The organism is Rhizobium sp. BR 362 (genome assembly GCF_036528765.1).
Classification (GTDB): Bacteria; Pseudomonadota; Alphaproteobacteria; order Rhizobiales; family Rhizobiaceae; genus Rhizobium.
In genome coordinates this window covers 287,571-306,282 of record NZ_JARWGH010000004.1, presented here as the reverse complement: position 1 = coordinate 306,282, position 18,712 = coordinate 287,571, and the positions used below count along the sequence as shown (strand labels likewise).

Here is an 18,712-nt window from a genome sequence, read left to right as displayed (position 1 = left end):
GGACGTTCTATCGGGTCAAAGTTGACGAAGCGTGACGGCTGTCGATGCAGAAATCGGCAGTTTTAGGGCTGCGGCAGCTCAAGCGACCGTCTGAGTTCGTTGATACTATATAGTATATTGCGCGATTGGGCGCCGATCTGCATCAACATGTCCCTTTCGCATTCCCAATAACCGGCCTTGGCGATCCGCGAGCTGATGTCGGAAATCCGGCTGCAGGATAGGGCGATATTGAGGAGCCCGCGATCAGAGTCGCAGTCCGGCGCATCGCCCTCGCCGCAAATCTTGCCGCGGGCGGCGATCGGTGAAAAACGTTCGGCGAGAATGCGGACCTCGGCGAGAAGATGTTCGATATGCATCGGATTACCCTTGGAAATCGCCTGTTGTCAGCCGGCCTTGTTCAGAGTCTTCTTCAATTCGTAAAGTGCTTCCAGCGCCGCGCGCGGCGTCAGATCGTCAAGATCGAGCGCCTTCAGCGCCTCCTCTACCTTGGAGGGACCGCGCCGGCCAGCCACCTCCTCGCGGCGGACCGCGACCTGGAAGAGTGGCAGGTCGTCAATCAATTGGCTAGCGGGGTTCTTGCGATCGGCATCTTCGAGACGCGTCAGAACGTCGCGGGCGCGCGCCACCACCGAAGCCGGCAGGCCAGCGAGCCGCGCCACCTGGATGCCGTAGGAGCGATCGGCCGCACCCGGCCCGACCTCGTGCAGGAAGATCACGTCGCCATCCCATTCCTTGACGCGCATGGTGGCGTTCGAAAGCCGGCCGAGCTTTTCCGACAGCACCGTCAGCTCGTGAAAATGGGTCGCAAAAAGACCGCGGCATCTGTTGGCCTCGTGCAAGTGTTCGACCGCCGCCCAGGCGATGGAGAGACCGTCGAAAGTCGCGGTCCCTCGGCCGATTTCATCGAGAATGACCAGCGACCGGTCGGTCGCCTGGTTGAGAATCGCCGCCGTCTCGACCATCTCGACCATGAAGGTGGAGCGACCACGCGCCAGATCATCGGAAGCGCCGACGCGCGAAAACAGCCGGTCGACAATCCCGATATGAGCGGAGGTAGCGGGCACAAACGACCCCATCTGCGCAAGGACGGTGATCAGTGCGTTCTGGCGCAGGAAGGTTGATTTGCCGCCCATGTTCGGGCCGGTCAGCAGCCAGATCGCGCCGTCCTTGCCACCGGCAGCGGGCGACAGATCGCAATTGTTGGCGACGAACGGGCCGCTTGCCTGCCGGCGCAATGCCTGCTCGACCACGGGATGGCGGCCGCCGCTGATCGCAAACATCCGGCTGTCGTCGACCAGCGGCCGGCAATAGCCCTGTTCCTCGGCAAGCAATGCCAAACCGGCCGCGGCATCGATGACCGATAGCGCACGGGCGCCGGCCTTGATCGCCTCGGCTTCGGCAACGACTGCGGCGACCATGCGGTCGAAGGCGGCCAACTCGATGGCGAGCGCCTTGTCGGCTGCATTGGCGATGCGGCTTTCGAGATCGGCAAGCTCGGTCGTCGTAAAGCGCATGGCGTTGGCCATGGTCTGGCGATGGATGAAGCGCGCCTTGGCTTCGGCGCTGTCCGTCATCGGCCCGGCATTGCCGGCCGTGACCTCGATGAAATAACCGAGCACGTTGTTATGCTTGATCTTCAGCGATTTGATGCCGGTTTCCTCGGCATATTGCAGTTGCAATCCGGCAATGACCCGGCGCGACTGATCCCGCAGCGCCCGGACTTCGTCCAGCTCAGCATTCGCCCCTTCCCTCAGGAACCCGCCGTCGCGCTTCAGCAGCGGCAACTCGTCGGAGAGCATGCCGCCAAGCAGTGCTTCGAGATCCGCCGGCAAGGCGCGGAGCCCGGCAAGTGCCGCTCCCAGTTCGTCGGGGAGCAATGCGGCCTCAAGCAGATCGGCAACACCCGCGGCCGCACCAAGCCCCTGGCGGATCGCCCAGAGATCGCGCGGGCCACCGCGGTCGAGCGCCAGGCGTGACAAAGCGCGCGGCATGTCCGGCACATGTTTCAGCGCAGTCCTGAGATCGCTGCAAAGCGAAGGCTCCTCAGTAAGGAAGCCGATCGAATCCAGACGTTCGTTGATACGCACCGGAGCCGTCAGCGGCGACATCAGCCGCTCGGCAAGCAGACGCGCACCGCCGCCGGTCACCGTGCGGTCGATCGCGCGCAGGAGCGAACCGTTGCGGTCGCCGGATAGCGTGCGCACCAGTTCGAGATTGGCGCGGGTGGCAGGATCAATGAACAGCGTCGAGGCGCCGCTTTCGCGCTCCGGCAGCCCAAGCGGCGGCCGCTCGGAGATCTGCGTCTTCTCGACATAGGCAATGGCGGCGGCCGCGGCGGCGAGTTCGGCACGCGTGAACGAACCGAACCCATCGAGTGTCGAGACTTCGAAATACCTCGTGATACGCCCCTCGGCGCTGGCGCTATCGAAGAGGACCGCCGGCTGCGGCACCGCCGTACGGCCGAGCACGTCGAAGACCGGCTTCAACTCGGGATCGTGGAATATCGTATCCGGCACGATCAACTCGCGCGGATCGATGCGCAGGATATCGGCGAGCAGCCTCGAAGGCTCCGTCTCGGCCAGACGGAAAACGCCGGTCGAAATATCGATCCAGGCAAGCGCCATTTGCGGCTCCGAACCGCCGCGGATGCGGGCAAGCGCCATCAGATAGTTGGATTCCGAGGGCGATAGCAGCTTTTCCTCGGTGATCGTGCCCGGCGTCACGAGGCGGACGACATCGCGCCGGACCACCGACTTACCGCCGCGCTTCTTCGCCTCTGCCGGGTCTTCCACCTGTTCGCAGACGGCAACGCGGAAACCCAGCGAAATCAGCTTCTGCAGATAGTCGTCGGCGGCATGCACCGGCACGCCGCACATCGGAATATCCTGGCCCATATGCTGGCCGCGCTTGGTGAGTGTGATGCCGAGCGCGCGCGACGCATCGACGGCATCCTCGAAGAACAGCTCGTAGAAATCGCCCATGCGATAGAACAGCAGCGAACCGGGATTGTTCGCCTTGATCTCGATATATTGCTCCATCATCGGCGTGGCCGAAGCACGACTTTCCTCCGAGGCAAGCTCGGCGGCCGAGAAAGCATCGATGCTGGCGGTTATAAGTTCGTTCACGGAGGTGCAGTTTTTCCCAAAAAATGAGGTGCCACCCTATCCGTGCGCCGCTATAGAAGACAACAGCTATCGGGCAAGAGGGACCGGTCGCCCACAGGAGGTTTGGAGGAACAATGGCTGACAGCAACAGCACGTCGCGTTCAGGAACGGGGATTACCGATCAGGAAGCGCTCGACTTCCACAAGCAGGGCCGCCCCGGCAAGCTTGAAATCAATCCGACCAAGCCGATGGCGACGCAGCGCGATCTTTCGCTCGCCTACTCGCCCGGCGTCGCCGTTCCCGTGAAGGCGATCGCCGCCGATCCGCAGACGGCTTACGACTATACGTCCCGCGGCAACATGGTAGCGGTGATCTCCAACGGCACGGCCATTCTTGGCCTCGGCAATCTCGGAGCACTGGCCTCGAAGCCGGTCATGGAAGGCAAGTCCGTTCTCTTCAAGCGCTTTGCCGACCTTGATTCGATCGACCTCGAAATCGACACGGAGAATGTCGACGAATTCATCAACTGCGTCCGCTATCTCGGCCCCTCATTCGGCGGCATCAATCTCGAGGACATCAAGGCGCCCGACTGTTTCATCATCGAGCAGCGCCTGCGCGAGCTAATGGACATCCCCGTCTTCCACGACGACCAGCACGGCACCGCGATCATCGCCGCCGCCGGCCTGATCAATGCGCTGGAATTGACCGGCCGCGACCTCAAGACCACCAAGCTCGTCTGCAACGGCGCCGGCGCGGCCGCGATCGCTTGCGTCGAGCTGATCAAGGCGATGGGTTTCAATCCTGAGAACATCGTGCTCTGCGACACGAAGGGCGTGATCTACCAGGGCCGCAGCGAGGGCATGAACCAGTGGAAATCGGCTCATGCGGTGAAGACCGACAGCCGGACGCTGGAAGAGGCGATGAAGGGCGCCGATGTGGTTTTCGGCCTATCGCAGAAGGGTGCCTTTTCCGCCGAGATGATCCGCTCCATGGCCGACAAGCCGATCATCTTCGCCATGGCCAATCCCGATCCGGAAATCACGCCGGAGGAGGTCGCCCGCATCCGCGACGACGCGATCATGGCAACCGGACGCTCCGACTATCCGAACCAGGTGAACAACGTCCTCGGTTTCCCCTACATCTTCCGCGGCGCTCTCGATGTCCGGGCTTCGACGATCAACGATGAAATGAAGATCGCGGCCGTCAGGGCGCTCGCCAGCCTGGCGCGCGAAGACGTGCCGGACGATGTGGTCGCCGCCTATCAGGGCGCGCGGCCGCGCTTCGGGGCGCAATACATCATCCCCGTGCCCTTCGATCCGCGCCTGATCTCGGCGATCCCGGTTGCCGTTGCAGAAGCTGCCATCGAAAGCGGTGTTGCCCGTCGTGCGATCCCGGACATGGCCGCCTATGCCCGCGAACTCTCGGCCCGGCGCGACCCGATCGCCTCGACGCTGGCACAACTCTACGAACGCGTGCGCCGGCATCCAAAGCGCATCGTCTTTGCCGAAGCGGAAGAAGAGCAGGTCATGCGCGCCGCTTTGTCCTACGCCAATCAGGGGCTCGGCACCGCCATCCTGCTCGGCCGCGAGGATCTGCTGCATGCTACCGCCGAACGCGCCGGGATCGACCTCAACCGGCCGGGCCTCGAGATCGTCAACGCCCGCATTTCCAAGCGCGTCGAGGCCTATATCGACTATCTCTATGCCCGGCTGCAGCGCAAAGGTTACCTGCACCGCGATGTGACGCGCCTGATCCACAACGACCGCAACCATTTCGCCGCCTGCATGGTGGCGCTCGGTGATGCCGATGGCATGGTGACGGGGGTGACGCGAAACTATTCGACCGCGCTCGGCGACGTGCGCCGCTGCATCGATGCCAAGCCGGGGCACCGGGTGATCGGCGCGTCGCTGGTGCTTGCCCGCGGCCGCACCGTCATCGTTGCCGACACTGCCGTGCATGACATGCCAACGTCGGAGGAACTGGCTGACATAGCCGAGGAAGCCGCGGGCTTCGCACGGCGCATGGGTTATGAACCCCGCGTCGCCATGCTCGCCTACTCCACGTTCGGCCATCCCCCCGGCGAACGCTCCGAGCGAGTGCGCGAGGCGGTGAACATTCTCGACAGGCGCTATGTCAATTTCGAATTCGACGGCGAAATGGCCGCCGATGTGGCGCTGAACCGCAAGATCATCGAGACCCAGTATCCCTTCTCCCGCCTCTCCGGCCCCGCCAACGTGCTTGTCATGCCCGCTTTCCACTCGGCCTCTATTTCGACGAAGATGCTGCAGGAACTCGGCGGCTCCACCGTCATCGGCCCGCTGCTCGTCGGCCTCGACAAGCCGGTGCAGATCACCTCGATGGGGGCAAAGGATTCGGACATCGTCAACATGGCGGCAATTGCCGCCTATGGGGCTGGTTAAGAGGGGACACTTTGCTGGAGCCCCCTCACCCTGCCCTCTCCCCGAGGGGAGAGGGTGGTTTCAGTGGGGACGGCAAGCTTTCGCTTCATCCAATGCAGTGTTTGAGCGAGAACTACCAGCAAACTCGATCTCACCCTCTCCCCTCGGGGAGAGGGCAGGGTGAGGGGGTGATCTTGGTACCAAGCCGAGTCTACAAGAAGACCAATGGCTGCGGTTTCGATTTGGTGTAAGATACGCCAATGAGTGAAGCCCAGTCCTTGTTCGAAGTGCTGCGCCATTCAGCGCAGCCCGATATCGTCAACGCCATCGAGCGGCGCGTCCTTGACGCGCCCGATCGCAAGCTCAACCGGGTGAACGCGCTTGCCTTCGCGGCCGAGCAAGGTTTCGACGAAGAGCAGACCATCAATGCCTTCCTGCATGCATCTCGCCTCGGCCTCTTCGATATCTCCTGGAATGTTCTTTGCCCCGGCTGCGGTGGGGTGCTGGATGCCAATACCTCGCTGAAGACCGTTCAAAGCGACACCTATAGCTGCGCGCTTTGCGCTGCCGGCTATGAGCCGACGCTCGACGAGATGGTCGAAGTCACCTTCACCGTCAGCCCGCGCGTGCGCCACATCGAGGCTCACAATCAGCACGAATTGGCGCCCTTCGAATATTTTCGCCAGATTTATTGGGGCTCGGGCGTCGATCTTCCTGAAGAAGGTTACGAGGCGAAGGTCGATCAATTCGTTCTGGAGACGCTGGAGCTACCTGCCGGAGAAAAAGCCGTCATATCGCTTCAGTTGCCGGCGGAGTATGTCATCATCTTCGAGCCGGTCACGCATGCGGCGCAATTCCTGGACGTCAAAGGCGAACCGTCGAAGGAGCGGCAGACCCTCTCGCTCGTGTTCGATCGCATGCAGCGGCATAGCGAACCCATCACCTTACGACCCGGCCCGCTGCGCATTCTGATGGAAAATCACACGGAGGTCCGCACATTGCCATCGATCTGTGTGGCCAACGACGTGCTTCACGACCTGCTGGGTCAACGGCGTCCATTCCTGACCGCCAAGCGACTGCTCTCGAACCAAACCTTCCGCGACATCCACCGCACGGACACGATCGACGTGGACCAGCGGCTGAAGATCACCAGCCTCACTTTTCTGTTCACCGATCTGCGCGGTTCGACGGCGCTATATGAAAGGGTCGGCGACCTCGCGGCTTTCGATCTGGTGAGAACCCATTTCACGATCCTGCAAGAGATCGTCGGTGCAGAGGCGGGTGCGGTCGTCAAGACCATCGGCGATGCGGTCATGGCGACGTTTCCGACGCCGGACCGGGCATTGGCGGCGGCCATGCGGATGCGCGAAGCAATGCTCAGTCTCAACAAGGAGCGCGGCAATGACGATCTTCTCCTGAAGATCGGCATCCACGAGGGACCGTGCATTGCGGTCAGCCTGAACGAGCGCCAGGACTATTTCGGACAGACGGTCAACATTGCTTCTCGCGTGCAGCATCTCGCCAATTCGCGCGAAATATTCGCCACCGGCTCCGTACTCGGCAACCCTCGCGCCAGCGAATTGCTGACGACGCATGGCTTAACGCCGCAGTCCCACCACGTCTCGCTTCGCGGCATTACGGATGAGATCGATATTTTTTCGATTCCCTGACGATGGCGGTTGCCGATCCAGTCCGGCTGCCTTGATCAGCTCGCGAACCGGCCGGCGTCGGCGCCGTAATAGTTGACGTAACGGTCCGAAATGCTGGCGATCGGCAGAACGATCAGGACGTCCGTTGTGTTGAAGGCATGATCGACGACGGCGGTGGAGCCGACCATCGCGCCGAGGCGCAGATAGCCTTTGATTAGCGGCGGCAGCGCCATCAGGGCCTTCTTGGAATTGACCGCTTCGACCGGCATCAGGTCCATGGTGCGGGCAAGCGACGGCAGCGCGCTTACCGCCCATTCGTCCTTGGCCATGACGTTGTGGTAGAGGAAGGACAACGCCAGCGCATGCTGCTCCGGACGAATGCCGGGGAAAGAGGCGCAGCCGAACATGGCGTTCATGCCGTGTTTCAGAGAATAGGCCCAATTGCCCTGCCACAGCAGTTCGACCGTGCGCTTGGTGCGATATTCCGGCAACACGCAGGAGCGGCCGAGTTCCATGAAGCGCTTTTCAGGATGACGGGCGAGCAGGGCGTCGATATCGAATTCGGAAGAAGAATAGAAACCGCCATTGGCCATCGCCACGTCCTGGCGCAGCAGACGATAGGTGCCGACGATCTGGTCTTCCGAATCACCTTCCAGCGAGCGGTCGAGGACCAGCAGATGGTCGCAGATCGAATCCCAGTTATCGATATCGCGCTGGCGACGCATTGCATCGGCCGGTAGTTGCGCTTTCATCTCTTCAACGAAGACGCGATAGCGCACCGCTTGAGCGGCATCGATTTCCCGCGCCGTGCGAGCAAGGCGCGTTTCTAGATTTCCGATGCGTCCGAGCACATCGCTGGCAACCGGCTCAACCGTTGCCTTTGAAGACTGAACCATTTCGCCCTGAGCTTCGCGATTCAAAATTTCGATGGACATGGCGACTCCCCCTCTACGGGTTGATATAGCCGCCATAAAGCAAATTCGTGCGACAGGAAAGTGACATGGTGCTTTGCGAAAAGCAAGAACCGTGCCTGTTCCAAGCACCGAATTTGGATGAAGCCCTTGTATCCCAGGTGTATCCCAGGGGATACTCTCAAAAGGTGCGAAGCGGCTTTTTACAAAGTTCGTCATCGCGCAAGCGGATGCGACCGAATCACGATTCGCAGACAGGTTTTCAATCTAGGCGCGTCCCAAGGCCTGTTTCGACAGGCCTTGCACCTCGGCGATCAGACGCTCCGGATCGACCGGTTTGACGATGACGGCATCGGCCCCGGCAAGCAGCGCCTGGCGACGGATCGCGTCGCGGCTGTCGGCAGTCAGCACGATCACCGGCAGCGGCGAAAGGCCGTACCGGCGCTCTAGCGCCCGCAATTGCGCGAGCATCGCTGCGCCTTCGCCGCCGGGCATCGTGAGATCGGTAACGACGACATCCGGGCGGTTCTCGCTGTTTTCGGCGCGGGCAAGCAGACCGCCGAAATCCTCGACGAGGCGAACCCTATGGCCGGCTTTGGCGAGCATGGCGCGCACCAGCATGGCGTTGACCGGATCGTCCTCGCCGAGCAGAACGTTGAGGGCGACATCCGCCTCCGGTGGAACGAGACTGAATTCGGGCGGACTATTCAGCACATCCCGCCTTTCCATGCCGCGCATGCGGCCGCTCAGCACATCGATCAGCGATTGTTCGCGCAGCGGCCGAATGAGCCAGGCATCGAAGAGATCGAGCGGATGCGTGTTGCGCTCCTCCGGATTGACCAGAAAGATCTTTCTGAGGCCGGACGGCGCAAGTTGGTGCGCTTCGCGGAAATACCAGGGCGCCATGCGGTGATCGACGATGAGATCCGTCAGCGGCATGCCTTGGTCCTGAAGGGCGGACTGCGCTGGGTTTTCCGCATCGCCGGGACCGATCAGGCGGCAGTGCCCGCCAAGTGTGCGAATGGTATCGGCAATCGCGGTGCTTGCGGCGCCTTCCGGCGCCAGCAGCAAGACGCGGGACCCTTTGAGCAGCTCGCTGCGTCTGGCCTCTTCGTTCTCCCCGACCACTGAAATCGGAAAACGGACGGTGAATTCGCTGCCCTCGTCCGATGCGCTGGAAACGTTCAATGTGCCACCGAATTCGCGCAGGATGCGGGCGGAGATGGCGAGCCCCAGACCTGTTCCCGCGCTTCTGTCCAGCACGTTGCCGGCCTGTTCGAACTCTCCAAAGATGCGAGCCTGCTCCTCCTCGGTCATTCCCGGGCCGCTATCCCTGACGGAAATCACCAGGTCGCCGCCATCGAGGCCGGCGCGGATCAACACGCCGCCCGTCTGCGTGAACTTCACGGCATTCCCGATGACATTGAACAAGACCTGGCGGAGGCGAGCGGGATCGAACTCCATGGTTTCGGGAACATCCGCCGCCACGGTCGCGGCGATCTCGATGCCCTTTTCATGGGCGCGGTGGGCGAGCATCTCGACAACGCCTTCGAGCAGCGGCCGCAGATGTTCGGCGCGCGGCCGGAGCTGGAAGCGACCGACTTCGATGGTCGAGAAATCCAGCAGGTCTTCGACGAGCTGCACCAGGGCATTGCCGGATTGGCGGATGCCGGTGAGGTAATTGGCCTGCTCCAGGGTCAGCGGCGTCTGGGCAAGCAGGTGGTTCATGCCAAGAATTCCCGACAGAGGCGTGCGGATCTCATGGCTGACGGTGGCAAGCAGCCGCGATTTTGCGGCGCTGTTATATTCCGCCTTCAGCCGTGCCTCCTCGCGCAGACGCGCGGCCTGCCGCTCTTCGGTGACGTCGCGGGCGACGCTCTGAATTCTCAACTGTCCGCTGGCGGGATCGCGGAACATGACATCGTGCCAGGCAAAGATGCGGGGTCCTTCCGGCGTTGAAATCTCCGCGTCCTGACGCTGCGAAGCTGCGGCGGCGCGGAAAGCAAGACCCGCCTCCTCCAGCGTCAAACCCTCCGGGTTCGACTTGCCGATCAATTTGCGGAAGGTGGCATTGCCATGGATGATGCGGCGTTCGATATCGCGGGTTACGGTGATATCGCCAAGCGCATCGTGGATGGTGGCGAGCAGGCTGGTGCTTTCATTGCTCTCCCAGAGACGGTCATGCTCGTGTTCGCTGAGCGCCAGCATATCCGCCACGACCTTGCGGGCAGCATTTCGCTTGCGGAAAACACCGGCGATGACGATCGCCAGCGCTATCAGACACAGCAAAGCGGCAAGCGCCAGCGGGCCGCCGGCATAGCCGACCGACAACAACGCCACGCCGGCGATCAGACCGCCGCCGTTCAACCAGTGGCGCTGCAGCCATTGCGGAAGCGCGGACTGCTGCATGTCCGAAATGTTAGCCGGCGAAATCTCGATGGGATCGGCAACGATGAGAGGCGCGTCTTCGATCCGCCGTTCGCGTGGCTCGGCGTGGTCGTCGGCAATGGCGGCGACAAGCTTTTCCTGCAGGTTTGCCAGAGTGCTCATGCCGCCTTACTAACATGCGCACTCTTCCCGTTGCCTTCAGGGATTCGTTAGAATTTTACGCTTTCGCCTTTTTCGGCAGGAGCAGCTCGTCCAGAATGACGCAGCCCGCCCCAACGGTGATGAAACTGTCGGCAAGATTGAAAACGGCGAAGGACCACGTTTCCGTATGGAAGAGAATGTAGTCGATCACATGGCCGTAGAGGAACCGGTCGATCAGATTGCCGAGCGCGCCGGCGATGATCAAAGCGAAGCCGAGATGGGCCAGCCAGCGATGATTGGGCGTGCGCCGCCAGAGCCAGAGCACGAAAGCGACGATAACGAGCCGCATGCCGACGATGAACCAGCCGTCCATGCCGGACAGCATTGAGAAGGCGACCCCGAGATTATAGGTGCGGTAGAGCGCCAGCATCGGAATGACCGGCACCATCTCCTGCAGAGGCAGCCAGTTGTCCACCATGATCTTGACCGCCTGGTCGAGGACGACAGCGGCCACAATGAAAATCAGGATCGGCAAAGGCCGGGAAAACAGTGCAGGTTTTACGGGCGCCTGTTCGTTCATCTCGCTGTCGGTCATCGCGTCTCGCTGAGGGTCAGAAGATGGCGCCGCGCTTCGAACAGCATAACCGCCGTCGCCACCGCCAGGTTGAGGCTGTCGGCGCGGCCGGCCTGCGGAATGCGGGCAAGCGCATCGGCCTCCTTCGCCAAGGCATCCGGCAAGCCGGACTGTTCGTTGCCCATCAGCAGAACTATGGGCTTTTTCTTGTAATCAATCGTGCGGTAATCGACGGCACCGGCTAGATGGGTAGCCACGACGGAAACATCGGCCGCCTTCTTCCAGGCCAAAAACTCTTCCGGCGTCGCCTTGACGACGGGAACGGCAAAGACCGAGCCCATGGTGGCCCTGACCGTTTCCAACGAAAACGGGTCGGTCGTCTCGCCGACGAGGATGACGCCTGCGGCACCGGCGGCATCGGCGGTGCGGATGATGGTGCCGAGATTGCCGGGGTCACGCACGCGGTCGAGCGCCACCCAGGTGTCGCCGGTTTTCGGCTTAACGTCGCGGAGCGGGCGCCAGCGCTGGTCGAATATGCCAACCACCATCTGCGGATTGTCGCGGCGGGTGATGGAGGCAATGACCTTTTCGCTGACTTCGAGCACCAGACCGCCGGCAGCGACGGTCTTGGCGGCCACCTGCTCAACCAGCGGCTTGCCTTTGGCGGCCTTGGCGTAGACCAGCGTGCGAATGGTCCAGCCAAGCTCCAGGGCGTCGATCACCAGCTTCAGGCCTTCCGCCAGGAACGCACCGCTCTCCTCGCGCGACTTCTTGTTGGTCAGCGCCTTAATGTCCTTGATGATCGGATTGGCAAGTGAGGTGACCTCCTTGACATGTCCGACCTTGCGAGGACCGTCACTGCGGAAATCGTGGTTCATTTCGGCACCCAGCGGCTGAAGAGGGATGTGGAAAGCGCCCGGCCCAACGTCTTGCCGTCGAGGCCTGCCTCGCGGATCACCAGTTCGCCGGATTCGACGACGCCGCCGGCGCCGCGCATGGTTTCGCGCATCAGCTCATGGATCGAATAGAAGCTGGCGCGGATAGAGTAGGCTGTCAGCACCAGGCCAAGCGCCTTGGGCGATAGGATCTCGCGGCAGATATCGAGCATCGACGGCAGGTGTTCGAAGAGATGCCAGACCTCGCCGTTCGGACCGCGCCCGAATTTCGGCGGGTCTGTCAGGATGATGTCGTATTTGTTGCCGCGCCGTTCCTCGCGCAGGATGAATTTCATGGCATCTTCGCAGATCCAGCGGATCGGCAGTTTTTCCATGCGGCCAAGCGCCTGGTTTTCCCGCGCCCAGCCGATCGCCTTCTTCGAGGCGTCGACATGGGTGACTTCCGCGCCGGCAGCCGCAGCGACCAGGGAGGCGACGCCGGTATAGCCGAAGAGGTTCAGCACCTTCAGCGGCCGCTTTGCGGCTTCGACCTGCTCTTTCATCCAGGCCCAGTGCACGATCTGCTCCGGGAAAACGCCGACATGGCGGAAAGCGGTGAAGCGGCCGAGAAAATCGACACCGAGCAATTGCAAGGGCCAGGTCTCACCGAGTGCTTCGCGCGGAAACCGCCAGCGGCCCATGCCGTCCTCGTCTGTGTCGCCGGTGAAGATCGCATCGGCATTGTCCCAAACATGTGCAGCGAGCGAGGGCTGCCACAGTGCCTGCGCCTCCGGCCGGACGATGCGATAGGAACCGTATTGCTCGAGCTTCAGACCGTTGCCGCTGTCGATCAGGTGAAAATCCCCTGCACCCAGCGATTCGAGGATAACGGGCACGCGCTCCACGGGACGCTCGCCATTTCGGACAATCAACGGGCGCTCGGATGTAACCGCGACAGACGCCTCGCCTCGCGGCTCCGACACCCGCTCGCCGCGTTCGCGCACGACCGGCGCAGATTTCAGGCCGGCATCACGTGCGGGCTTGGCCGGTGGCTTGCCGGTCTTGAAAGGCGCGTCACGCCTGGCATCCCTTTGGGGCTTTGTGCCGGGGCCGCCCGCGGCTTTCGAACCGGGCCGGCGTTCCTTCTGTTTCACCATGCTTGTCTCAAAATTGATATGTGCGTGCAAATAGCATCTGGCCGCCACTTGGCAAAGCGCTTTCCGATCTGCGATTATCCCTGGATGAGATGCCTGATCGGGAGGGTTGCGCATGGATATGACTGGTGAAGAACGGATTGCCGCACCGAGGGACGTCGTGTGGGCCGCATTGAACGACCCCGATATTCTCAAGCAATGCATTCCCGGCTGCCAAAGCCTGGAGAAGATTTCGCCGACCGAACTGACGGCAACGGTGAAATTAAAGATCGGCCCGGTCTCCGCCTCCTTCAACGGCGAAGTGAAACTCTCCAACATCAATGCGCCGGAGAGTTATACGATCTTCGGTGAAGGCAAGGGCGGCATTGCCGGCTTTGCCAAGGGTGGGGCCGATGTCACACTCACAGAGGACGGCGGCGAGACGATCCTGTATTATGAGGCCAAGGCCCAGGTCGGCGGCAAGATCGCCCAACTCGGCTCGCGGTTGGTCGATTCCAGCGCCAAGAAACTGGCGCAGCAGTTCTTCGCCGATTTCACCGCCGCCCTCAATGGCCAAGCCGGCGCTTGACTGCGATCGTCATCCGACCCGCCGCAGACTGCCATGACGTCAAAATCAGATCTTTGGACCATCCGGCCGGCACAGGAGGGAGATACGGACGTTCTCTCCGATATCTATCTGCGTGTGCGTCGTATGACATTTCTCTGGGTGGATCCCGGCAAATTCCAAAGTGAGGATTTTGCCGGTCACACACGCGGCGAGCGCGTCTTCGTCTGCGAGGATCGAAACGGGACCGTCGCCGGCTTCATGACGCTGTGGGAACCGGATGATTTCATCCATATGCTCTATATCCTCCCGGCATTCCAGGGCCGTGGCGCCGGCAAGGCGCTGCTGGCGGCTCTGCCGGAATGGCCCAAGCGACGCTATCGCTTGAAATGCCTGGTGAAGAATACGCGCGCCATCGCTTTTTACCGCAGTCTCGGTTTTGCAATCATCGGCGATGGCTCATCGCCGGAGGGCGACTACAAGGACATGCAGCTCGGCGCGAACTAAAGAGTTATTTTGATGGAAGCTGGCCGGCGATCTGTTCGGCCCGGTTGCGGTGCTTGTCGGCTTCCGCCTGCCAGCGCACGGCCTCACGCGATTGGCTGCGGGCAAGCTTGCGGTGTTTGCCCTGATTGAACCAGGTGACCGCCGCGCCGACCAACATGCCGATGATCAGCGCGACAAACAGCAGCACGAACAGCGGTGCGCTCAGCGACAGCACCTGATCCTCGGGCCTGAATGGATTGAGCGCCAGCGTGACCGACTTGCGGTTCGCGACGCAGAAGATGATGAGGATAATGCCGAGCGGCAGCAATATCAGCAGGTTGATGATCTTCTTGGCCATTGCGAACGCTCCTTTGTCCATGCGCATCCGTGCCATGCACTCCTATCGCCTATAGCCGCAGAATAAGAAAGACCGGGCCGAGTTCAAGTGCCACCCGGTCGCGGCACAATCATGTCCACCGGGGACATTCGCAAAGAACATCGGTCAAAACGACAATTAATTGTCGTCTTCTTCGTCGCCGGCGCCGGGATTCAGGCGCTCTCGCAGCTCTTTGCCCGTCTTGAAAAAGGGAACCCATTTTTCCTCGACGAACACCGTATCGCCCGTACGCGGGTTGCGACCGGAGCGCGAAGGACGGTTCTTGACGGAAAATGCGCCGAAGCCGCGTAGTTCCACGCGATTTCCCGCAGCAAGCGCATCGGTGATCTCGTCGAGGACAGCGTTGACGATATTTTCGACATCGCGGTGGTAGAGATGCGGGTTACGTGCCGCCACAATCTGCACCAATTCCGACTTAATCACGGTTGCCCCCTTAAATCATTGATTTATCAATTGCCTGCACCCTGCCAAACAGAAAGCAGGCCGTCAAGAAACAACTTCTCTGTCATAATTTTCTGGAGATCCTCTCCCTTCACAAAATCATCATAACCGAGACGATTTAGCAACCAGGAAGCGGCGCTCGGCCAAAAGAAGAATGAGGTTTTCTCCTGCGCCTTCCAGTCGACGATCGGCAAATCCTTTTTGACCTTGCGCGTATCGAGATAGGCACGGATTTCGTCCTCCCCGCCGAGTGTGTCGACCAGCTTGTTCTGCAGCGCCTGGCGGCCCGTGAAGATGCTGCCGTCCGCGAGCTTCAAGACCTCATCGCGCGGCAATTTGCGGCGGTCGGCGACGAGATCGACGAACCAGCCGTAGCTGTCCATGACCATATTGCGGATCATGTTCTTGGCCTCTTCGCTCGCCGGATGGAACGGCGACGGCTCGGCCTTCAACGGCGCCGACTTGATCTCGTCCAGCGAGAGGCCGAGTTTGTCGAGCAGGTCTTTCGCCTGGGGGTACTGGAAGATGACGCCGATCGAGCCGGTGATCGATGTGTCGCCAGCGACGATGTCGTCACCTGCCATGGCGATCATATAACCCGCAGACGCGGCAACGGTACGGATATCGGAGACCACGGGCTTCTTGGCGGCAATGGCACGAATGGCCTTGTAGATGCGCTCGCCGCCATACGTCGTGCCGCCGGTCGATGAAATCGAGACGATCACCGCCTTCACCTGGTCATTATCCTGAATCTTCTTCAGCCGCTCCAGAAGCTCGGTATCATCCTGAATAAGCCCGGAAATTTTGACGCGGGCGATCTGCGGGCCGCGTATGGCGGGCAATTCGCCCGCACTGAAGCTATAAAGCGCAAAGCCGAGCGCCACCAGGAGAAGAACGGCGATGACGCGCCAAAATCCAAGCTTGCGGCGCAATTGCCGCCGATCTGCGATTGCAGAACTGTCCATGACGCCTTATCTCTCCCCTTGTCACAAATTGGATACACGACGAACCGGATATACCAACACCTCGAAACGGGCATAATCCTTCGCAAAAATCAATTTTCGAGATTGTGCTCCAGGCTTTCCATGCAGCGCTTCGTCAGATAGGGCGATAACCGATCGGACGAAACCGCCGGACATTATATTTTTTTGCTAAAATTGCTTGTTGCAGAAAAAAATCCATATTGGCAAGCCAATGCAATAATGCGAAACGATCTGCCAGGCTTGTTGGCACAGTCTGTGCATCACTCGAACGTGGTTTTCCGGATCAGAGAAGACGGACCTGTTGCATGCTCAATACTATCGAGACTTCCGGTCGCGCGATCGGCTCCGAGCTGGAAAGAAACGCGTATAAGGACGCGATCTTTCATTCTGCGCGCGTGAAAAGACTGAAGGTCTTGCTTCCTTTGGCCGCCTTCATCGTCTCGCTGATCTTCATCGCGGTTTCGGTCGTGCGCGCCTATCTGCCGGAGAACATTCAGATCGAAGGTGCGCGGATCGAGGACGGCAAGGTCGTGATGGAACGTCCTGCCATTGCCGGCCGCAACAAGGACGGCATCAATTATTCCATGCTCGCCGAAAAGGCGCTGCAGGACATCAAGAACCCCAATATGATCACGCTCAAGACCATCAAGGCCTCCATGCCGGTCAATAACCAGGTGATCGCGCATGTGACGGCCCAGAGCGCCGATTTCGACCGCCAGGCCGACACGCTGAAGCTCACCGCCCCCTTTACCATTCTGATGGATAACGGCTTGCGTGCCGAATTCAGAACAGCCTTCCTCGACGTGAAGAAGGGCGATCTCTCCAGCCAGGATCAGGTTGCAATCTACAGAGGAGGCATGTCGGTTGTTGCACAGTCGCTCAAGATGACGGATAAGGGGAGCGTAATCGAATTCGACGGGCAGGTTCAGATGCATATCGAACCAGCCGCACTCCATAATTCAGCTAGCGAACAACAGCCGGGCGGTTCATGACAAACGATTCGCGATTTTCTCTTTTCAACTCTGGCCTGCGTAAGGCCACGCTTCTGTGCGCCTTCAGCGCGCTTGCGATTTTCGCGGCGACCGAAGCCGGCGCCCAGGCGACGACGAGCAATATGCCCGGCTTGAAGCTTTCCAAGGATCAGCCGATCCAGATCGAAAGCGACAAGCTCGAGATCCATGATGCGGAAAGCCAGGCGGTGTTTACCGGCAACGTCAAGGTCGTCCAAGGCACCACGACGATGCAGGCCGGCAAGATGACGGTCTTCTACAAGAAGAAGCAGCCTGCCGACGCCAATGCCAAGCCGGCAACCGAAAATCCGGTCGCAACCGCCGCCAAGCAGCAAAATCAGTCGCTGGTCTCGGGCGATGCCGACATCGACCACATTCTGGTCACCGACAAAGTCTATCTCGTTTCGGGCACGCAGACGGCGACGGCGGATGACGGCTCCTTCGACATGGCCAACCAGCTGGCCATTCTCAAGGGCCAGAAGGTCGTGCTGACCGACGGGCCGAACGTATTCACTGGCTGTCAGCTCACCGTGCACATGGCCACGGGCGAAGCGCAACTGGATGCCTGCGGTGGCCGTGTCCAGATTCAGCTCGATCCGAAGTCGCAGCAAGTGCAGCAGCAACAGCAGAAAAAGAACTGATCCCGGTCTTCTCGTGACGATATCGACGACACCCACCTTGCCCGGCGCGTCCGGATCGAGCACTGCGGCATCCGGCACGCCGACCGCGGACAAAGCGCGTTATCAGGGCACCCTGATTGCGCGCGGCCTCACCAAGACCTACCGCACGCGGCGTGTCGTCAACGGCGTCTCGCTGGTCGTGCGGCGCGGCGAGGCCGTCGGCCTGCTCGGGCCGAACGGTGCCGGCAAGACGACATGTTTCTACATGATCACCGGGCTGGTGCCGGTCGATGAGGGCACGATCGAGATCGACGGCAACAATGTCACCTCGATGCCGATGTATCGTCGCGCTCGCCTCGGCGTCGGCTATCTGCCGCAGGAAGCCTCGATCTTCCGTGGCCTTACGGTGGAAGAGAACATTCGCGCCGTGCTCGAAGTCCATGAAAAGGACAAGAAGAAGCGCGAGCGGAAGATCGACGAACTGCTCGAAGAATTCCATATCCGCAATCTGCGCACGGTGCCGGCGATCGCCCTCTCCGGCGGCGAGCGGCGGCGTCTGGAAATTGCCCGCGCGCTGGCGACCGATCCGACCTTCATGCTGCTTGACGAACCCTTTGCCGGTGTCGATCCTATCTCGGTCGCCGACATCCAGAATCTCGTGCATCATCTGACAGCGCGCGGCATCGGCGTGCTGATCACCGACCATAACGTCCGTGAGACGCTTGGCCTGATCGACCGCGCCTATATCATCCATGCCGGCGAAGTGCTGACGCATGGCCGGGCCAACGACATCGTCAGCAATCCGGAAGTGCGCAAGCTCTATCTGGGTGACAATTTCAGCCTTTAAAAAGCTGCGGTTGAACCGGGGCGCTTCCCTGCCTTACCACAGGGCGTAGCGCTCCGGAAATTCACCATCCCGCCACAGTTCCGCTTGACCAAACCCAATAAAAAAGCAATTTTTGGGCCAGTTGGAATTTTGCGGATTTTTCATAACGAAGAACGCGGATTCCCAAAAAGAGGAAGGGGAGTTTCGCGT

At 60.8% G+C, this 18,712-nt stretch carries 17 protein-coding genes; 7 read left to right on the top strand and 10 right to left on the bottom strand.

What is annotated here, in order from left to right:
* Positions 1-62 precede the first annotated feature (62 nt).
* Together QDY28_RS08065 and mutS are read right to left on the bottom strand one after the other, a co-directional pair.
* Positions 63-356, bottom strand: coding sequence for a hypothetical protein (locus QDY28_RS08065; protein WP_331381168.1), 294 nt, complete (start codon positions 354-356; stop codon positions 63-65).
* Positions 357-383: 27 nt separating this feature from the next.
* On the bottom strand, positions 384-3,041 hold the full coding sequence (mutS, locus tag QDY28_RS08060) for a DNA mismatch repair protein MutS (protein WP_331381281.1): 2,658 nt from the start codon (positions 3,039-3,041) through the stop codon (positions 384-386).
* Between the two features lie 197 nt (positions 3,042-3,238).
* Here mutS and QDY28_RS08055 point away from each other — a divergent pair, with 197 nt between their 5' ends.
* Positions 3,239-5,524, top strand: coding sequence for an NADP-dependent malic enzyme (locus QDY28_RS08055; RefSeq protein WP_331381167.1), 2,286 nt, complete (start codon positions 3,239-3,241; stop codon positions 5,522-5,524).
* 239 nt (positions 5,525-5,763) lie between these two features.
* A complete protein-coding gene (locus QDY28_RS08050) occupies positions 5,764-7,173 on the top strand; it encodes an adenylate/guanylate cyclase domain-containing protein (protein ID WP_331381166.1) in 1,410 nt (469 codons plus the stop codon).
* 35 nt (positions 7,174-7,208) lie between these two features.
* Here the strand turns inward: QDY28_RS08050 and QDY28_RS08045 are convergent, their stop codons facing one another.
* The 5 genes from QDY28_RS08045 to QDY28_RS08025 all read right to left on the bottom strand — a co-directional run bounded on the left by QDY28_RS08045 (position 7,209) and on the right by QDY28_RS08025 (position 13,195).
* On the bottom strand, positions 7,209-8,087 hold the full coding sequence (locus QDY28_RS08045) for a GNAT family N-acetyltransferase (protein WP_331381165.1): 879 nt from the start codon (positions 8,085-8,087) through the stop codon (positions 7,209-7,211).
* A 243-nt stretch (positions 8,088-8,330) separates the two neighbouring features.
* Complete coding sequence (locus QDY28_RS08040) at positions 8,331-10,613, bottom strand: hybrid sensor histidine kinase/response regulator (RefSeq protein ID WP_331381164.1); 2,283 nt, start codon at positions 10,611-10,613, stop codon at positions 8,331-8,333.
* Positions 10,614-10,668: 55 nt separating this feature from the next.
* Entirely contained in the window at positions 10,669-11,187 is a 519-nt protein-coding gene (gene lspA, locus QDY28_RS08035; RefSeq protein ID WP_331381163.1) for a signal peptidase II, read from the bottom strand.
* Positions 11,184-12,044, bottom strand: a complete 861-nt coding sequence (locus QDY28_RS08030; protein ID WP_331381162.1) for a TrmH family RNA methyltransferase — start codon at positions 12,042-12,044, stop codon at positions 11,184-11,186. The genes lspA and QDY28_RS08030 overlap by 4 nt, the downstream gene beginning before the upstream one ends.
* A complete protein-coding gene (locus QDY28_RS08025) occupies positions 12,041-13,195 on the bottom strand; it encodes a class I SAM-dependent methyltransferase (RefSeq protein ID WP_331381280.1) in 1,155 nt (384 codons plus the stop codon). Before QDY28_RS08025 ends, QDY28_RS08030 begins: the two co-directional genes overlap by 4 nt.
* 115 nt (positions 13,196-13,310) lie before the next feature.
* On the opposite strand from QDY28_RS08025, the gene QDY28_RS08020 reads away from it, so the two are divergent.
* Together QDY28_RS08020 and QDY28_RS08015 are read left to right on the top strand one after the other, a co-directional pair.
* Entirely contained in the window at positions 13,311-13,763 is a 453-nt protein-coding gene (locus tag QDY28_RS08020) for an SRPBCC family protein (protein ID WP_331381161.1), read from the top strand.
* Between the two features lie 33 nt (positions 13,764-13,796).
* On the top strand, positions 13,797-14,246 hold the full coding sequence (locus QDY28_RS08015; RefSeq protein ID WP_331381160.1) for a GNAT family N-acetyltransferase: 450 nt from the start codon (positions 13,797-13,799) through the stop codon (positions 14,244-14,246).
* A 4-nt stretch (positions 14,247-14,250) separates the two neighbouring features.
* Here the strand turns inward: QDY28_RS08015 and QDY28_RS08010 are convergent, their stop codons facing one another.
* From QDY28_RS08010 to sppA, 3 genes are all read right to left on the bottom strand, one after another.
* The gene (locus QDY28_RS08010; RefSeq protein ID WP_331381159.1) at positions 14,251-14,583 is read right to left on the bottom strand and encodes a LapA family protein; all 333 of its coding nucleotides are present in this window, start codon (positions 14,581-14,583) and stop codon (positions 14,251-14,253) included.
* A 156-nt stretch (positions 14,584-14,739) separates the two neighbouring features.
* Positions 14,740-15,045 carry an integration host factor subunit beta gene (locus tag QDY28_RS08005; RefSeq protein ID WP_004120746.1) on the bottom strand — a complete coding sequence of 102 codons (306 nt, stop codon included), beginning with the start codon at positions 15,043-15,045 and terminating at the stop codon, positions 14,740-14,742.
* A gap of 26 nt (positions 15,046-15,071) precedes the next feature.
* Positions 15,072-16,028: a signal peptide peptidase SppA gene (sppA, locus tag QDY28_RS08000; RefSeq protein ID WP_331381158.1), complete on the bottom strand. Its 957-nt coding sequence runs from the start codon at positions 16,026-16,028 to the stop codon at positions 15,072-15,074.
* A 323-nt stretch (positions 16,029-16,351) separates the two neighbouring features.
* Here sppA and lptC point away from each other — a divergent pair, with 323 nt between their 5' ends.
* From lptC to lptB, 3 genes are read left to right on the top strand one after another with little or no spacing between them, the layout of a single operon-like run.
* Positions 16,352-17,038 (top strand): LPS export ABC transporter periplasmic protein LptC, encoded by a 687-nt coding sequence (gene lptC / locus QDY28_RS07995; RefSeq protein WP_331381157.1) that lies wholly within the window; start codon positions 16,352-16,354, stop codon positions 17,036-17,038.
* Positions 17,035-17,697 (top strand): LptA/OstA family protein, encoded by a 663-nt coding sequence (locus QDY28_RS07990; protein ID WP_331381156.1) that lies wholly within the window; start codon positions 17,035-17,037, stop codon positions 17,695-17,697. Before lptC ends, QDY28_RS07990 begins: the two co-directional genes overlap by 4 nt.
* Before the next feature lie 37 nt (positions 17,698-17,734).
* Complete coding sequence (gene lptB / locus QDY28_RS07985) at positions 17,735-18,523, top strand: LPS export ABC transporter ATP-binding protein (protein ID WP_028751009.1); 789 nt, start codon at positions 17,735-17,737, stop codon at positions 18,521-18,523.
* The last annotated feature ends 189 nt before the right edge of the window (positions 18,524-18,712 follow it).

Excerpts from the sequence above, each read along its gene's own strand:
- QDY28_RS08030 (WP_331381162.1), bottom strand. The coding sequence starts at position 12,044 with ATGAACCACGATTTCCGCAGTGACGGTCCTCGCAAGGTCGGACATGTC.
- QDY28_RS08065 (WP_331381168.1), bottom strand. The coding sequence starts at position 356 with ATGCATATCGAACATCTTCTCGCCGAGGTCCGCATTCTCGCCGAACGT.
- QDY28_RS08040 (WP_331381164.1), bottom strand. The coding sequence starts at position 10,613 with ATGAGCACTCTGGCAAACCTGCAGGAAAAGCTTGTCGCCGCCATTGCC.
- QDY28_RS08015 (WP_331381160.1), top strand. The coding sequence starts at position 13,797 with ATGACGTCAAAATCAGATCTTTGGACCATCCGGCCGGCACAGGAGGGA.
- QDY28_RS08045 (WP_331381165.1), bottom strand. The coding sequence starts at position 8,087 with ATGTCCATCGAAATTTTGAATCGCGAAGCTCAGGGCGAAATGGTTCAG.
- lspA (WP_331381163.1), bottom strand. The coding sequence starts at position 11,187 with ATGACCGACAGCGAGATGAACGAACAGGCGCCCGTAAAACCTGCACTG.
- lptC (WP_331381157.1), top strand. The coding sequence starts at position 16,352 with ATGCTCAATACTATCGAGACTTCCGGTCGCGCGATCGGCTCCGAGCTG.
- mutS (WP_331381281.1), bottom strand. The coding sequence starts at position 3,041 with ATGATGGAGCAATATATCGAGATCAAGGCGAACAATCCCGGTTCGCTG.
- QDY28_RS08050 (WP_331381166.1), top strand. The coding sequence starts at position 5,764 with ATGAGTGAAGCCCAGTCCTTGTTCGAAGTGCTGCGCCATTCAGCGCAG.
- QDY28_RS07990 (WP_331381156.1), top strand. The coding sequence starts at position 17,035 with ATGACAAACGATTCGCGATTTTCTCTTTTCAACTCTGGCCTGCGTAAG.
- sppA (WP_331381158.1), bottom strand. The coding sequence starts at position 16,028 with ATGGACAGTTCTGCAATCGCAGATCGGCGGCAATTGCGCCGCAAGCTT.
- QDY28_RS08010 (WP_331381159.1), bottom strand. The coding sequence starts at position 14,583 with ATGGCCAAGAAGATCATCAACCTGCTGATATTGCTGCCGCTCGGCATT.
- QDY28_RS08055 (WP_331381167.1), top strand. The coding sequence starts at position 3,239 with ATGGCTGACAGCAACAGCACGTCGCGTTCAGGAACGGGGATTACCGAT.
- QDY28_RS08020 (WP_331381161.1), top strand. The coding sequence starts at position 13,311 with ATGGATATGACTGGTGAAGAACGGATTGCCGCACCGAGGGACGTCGTG.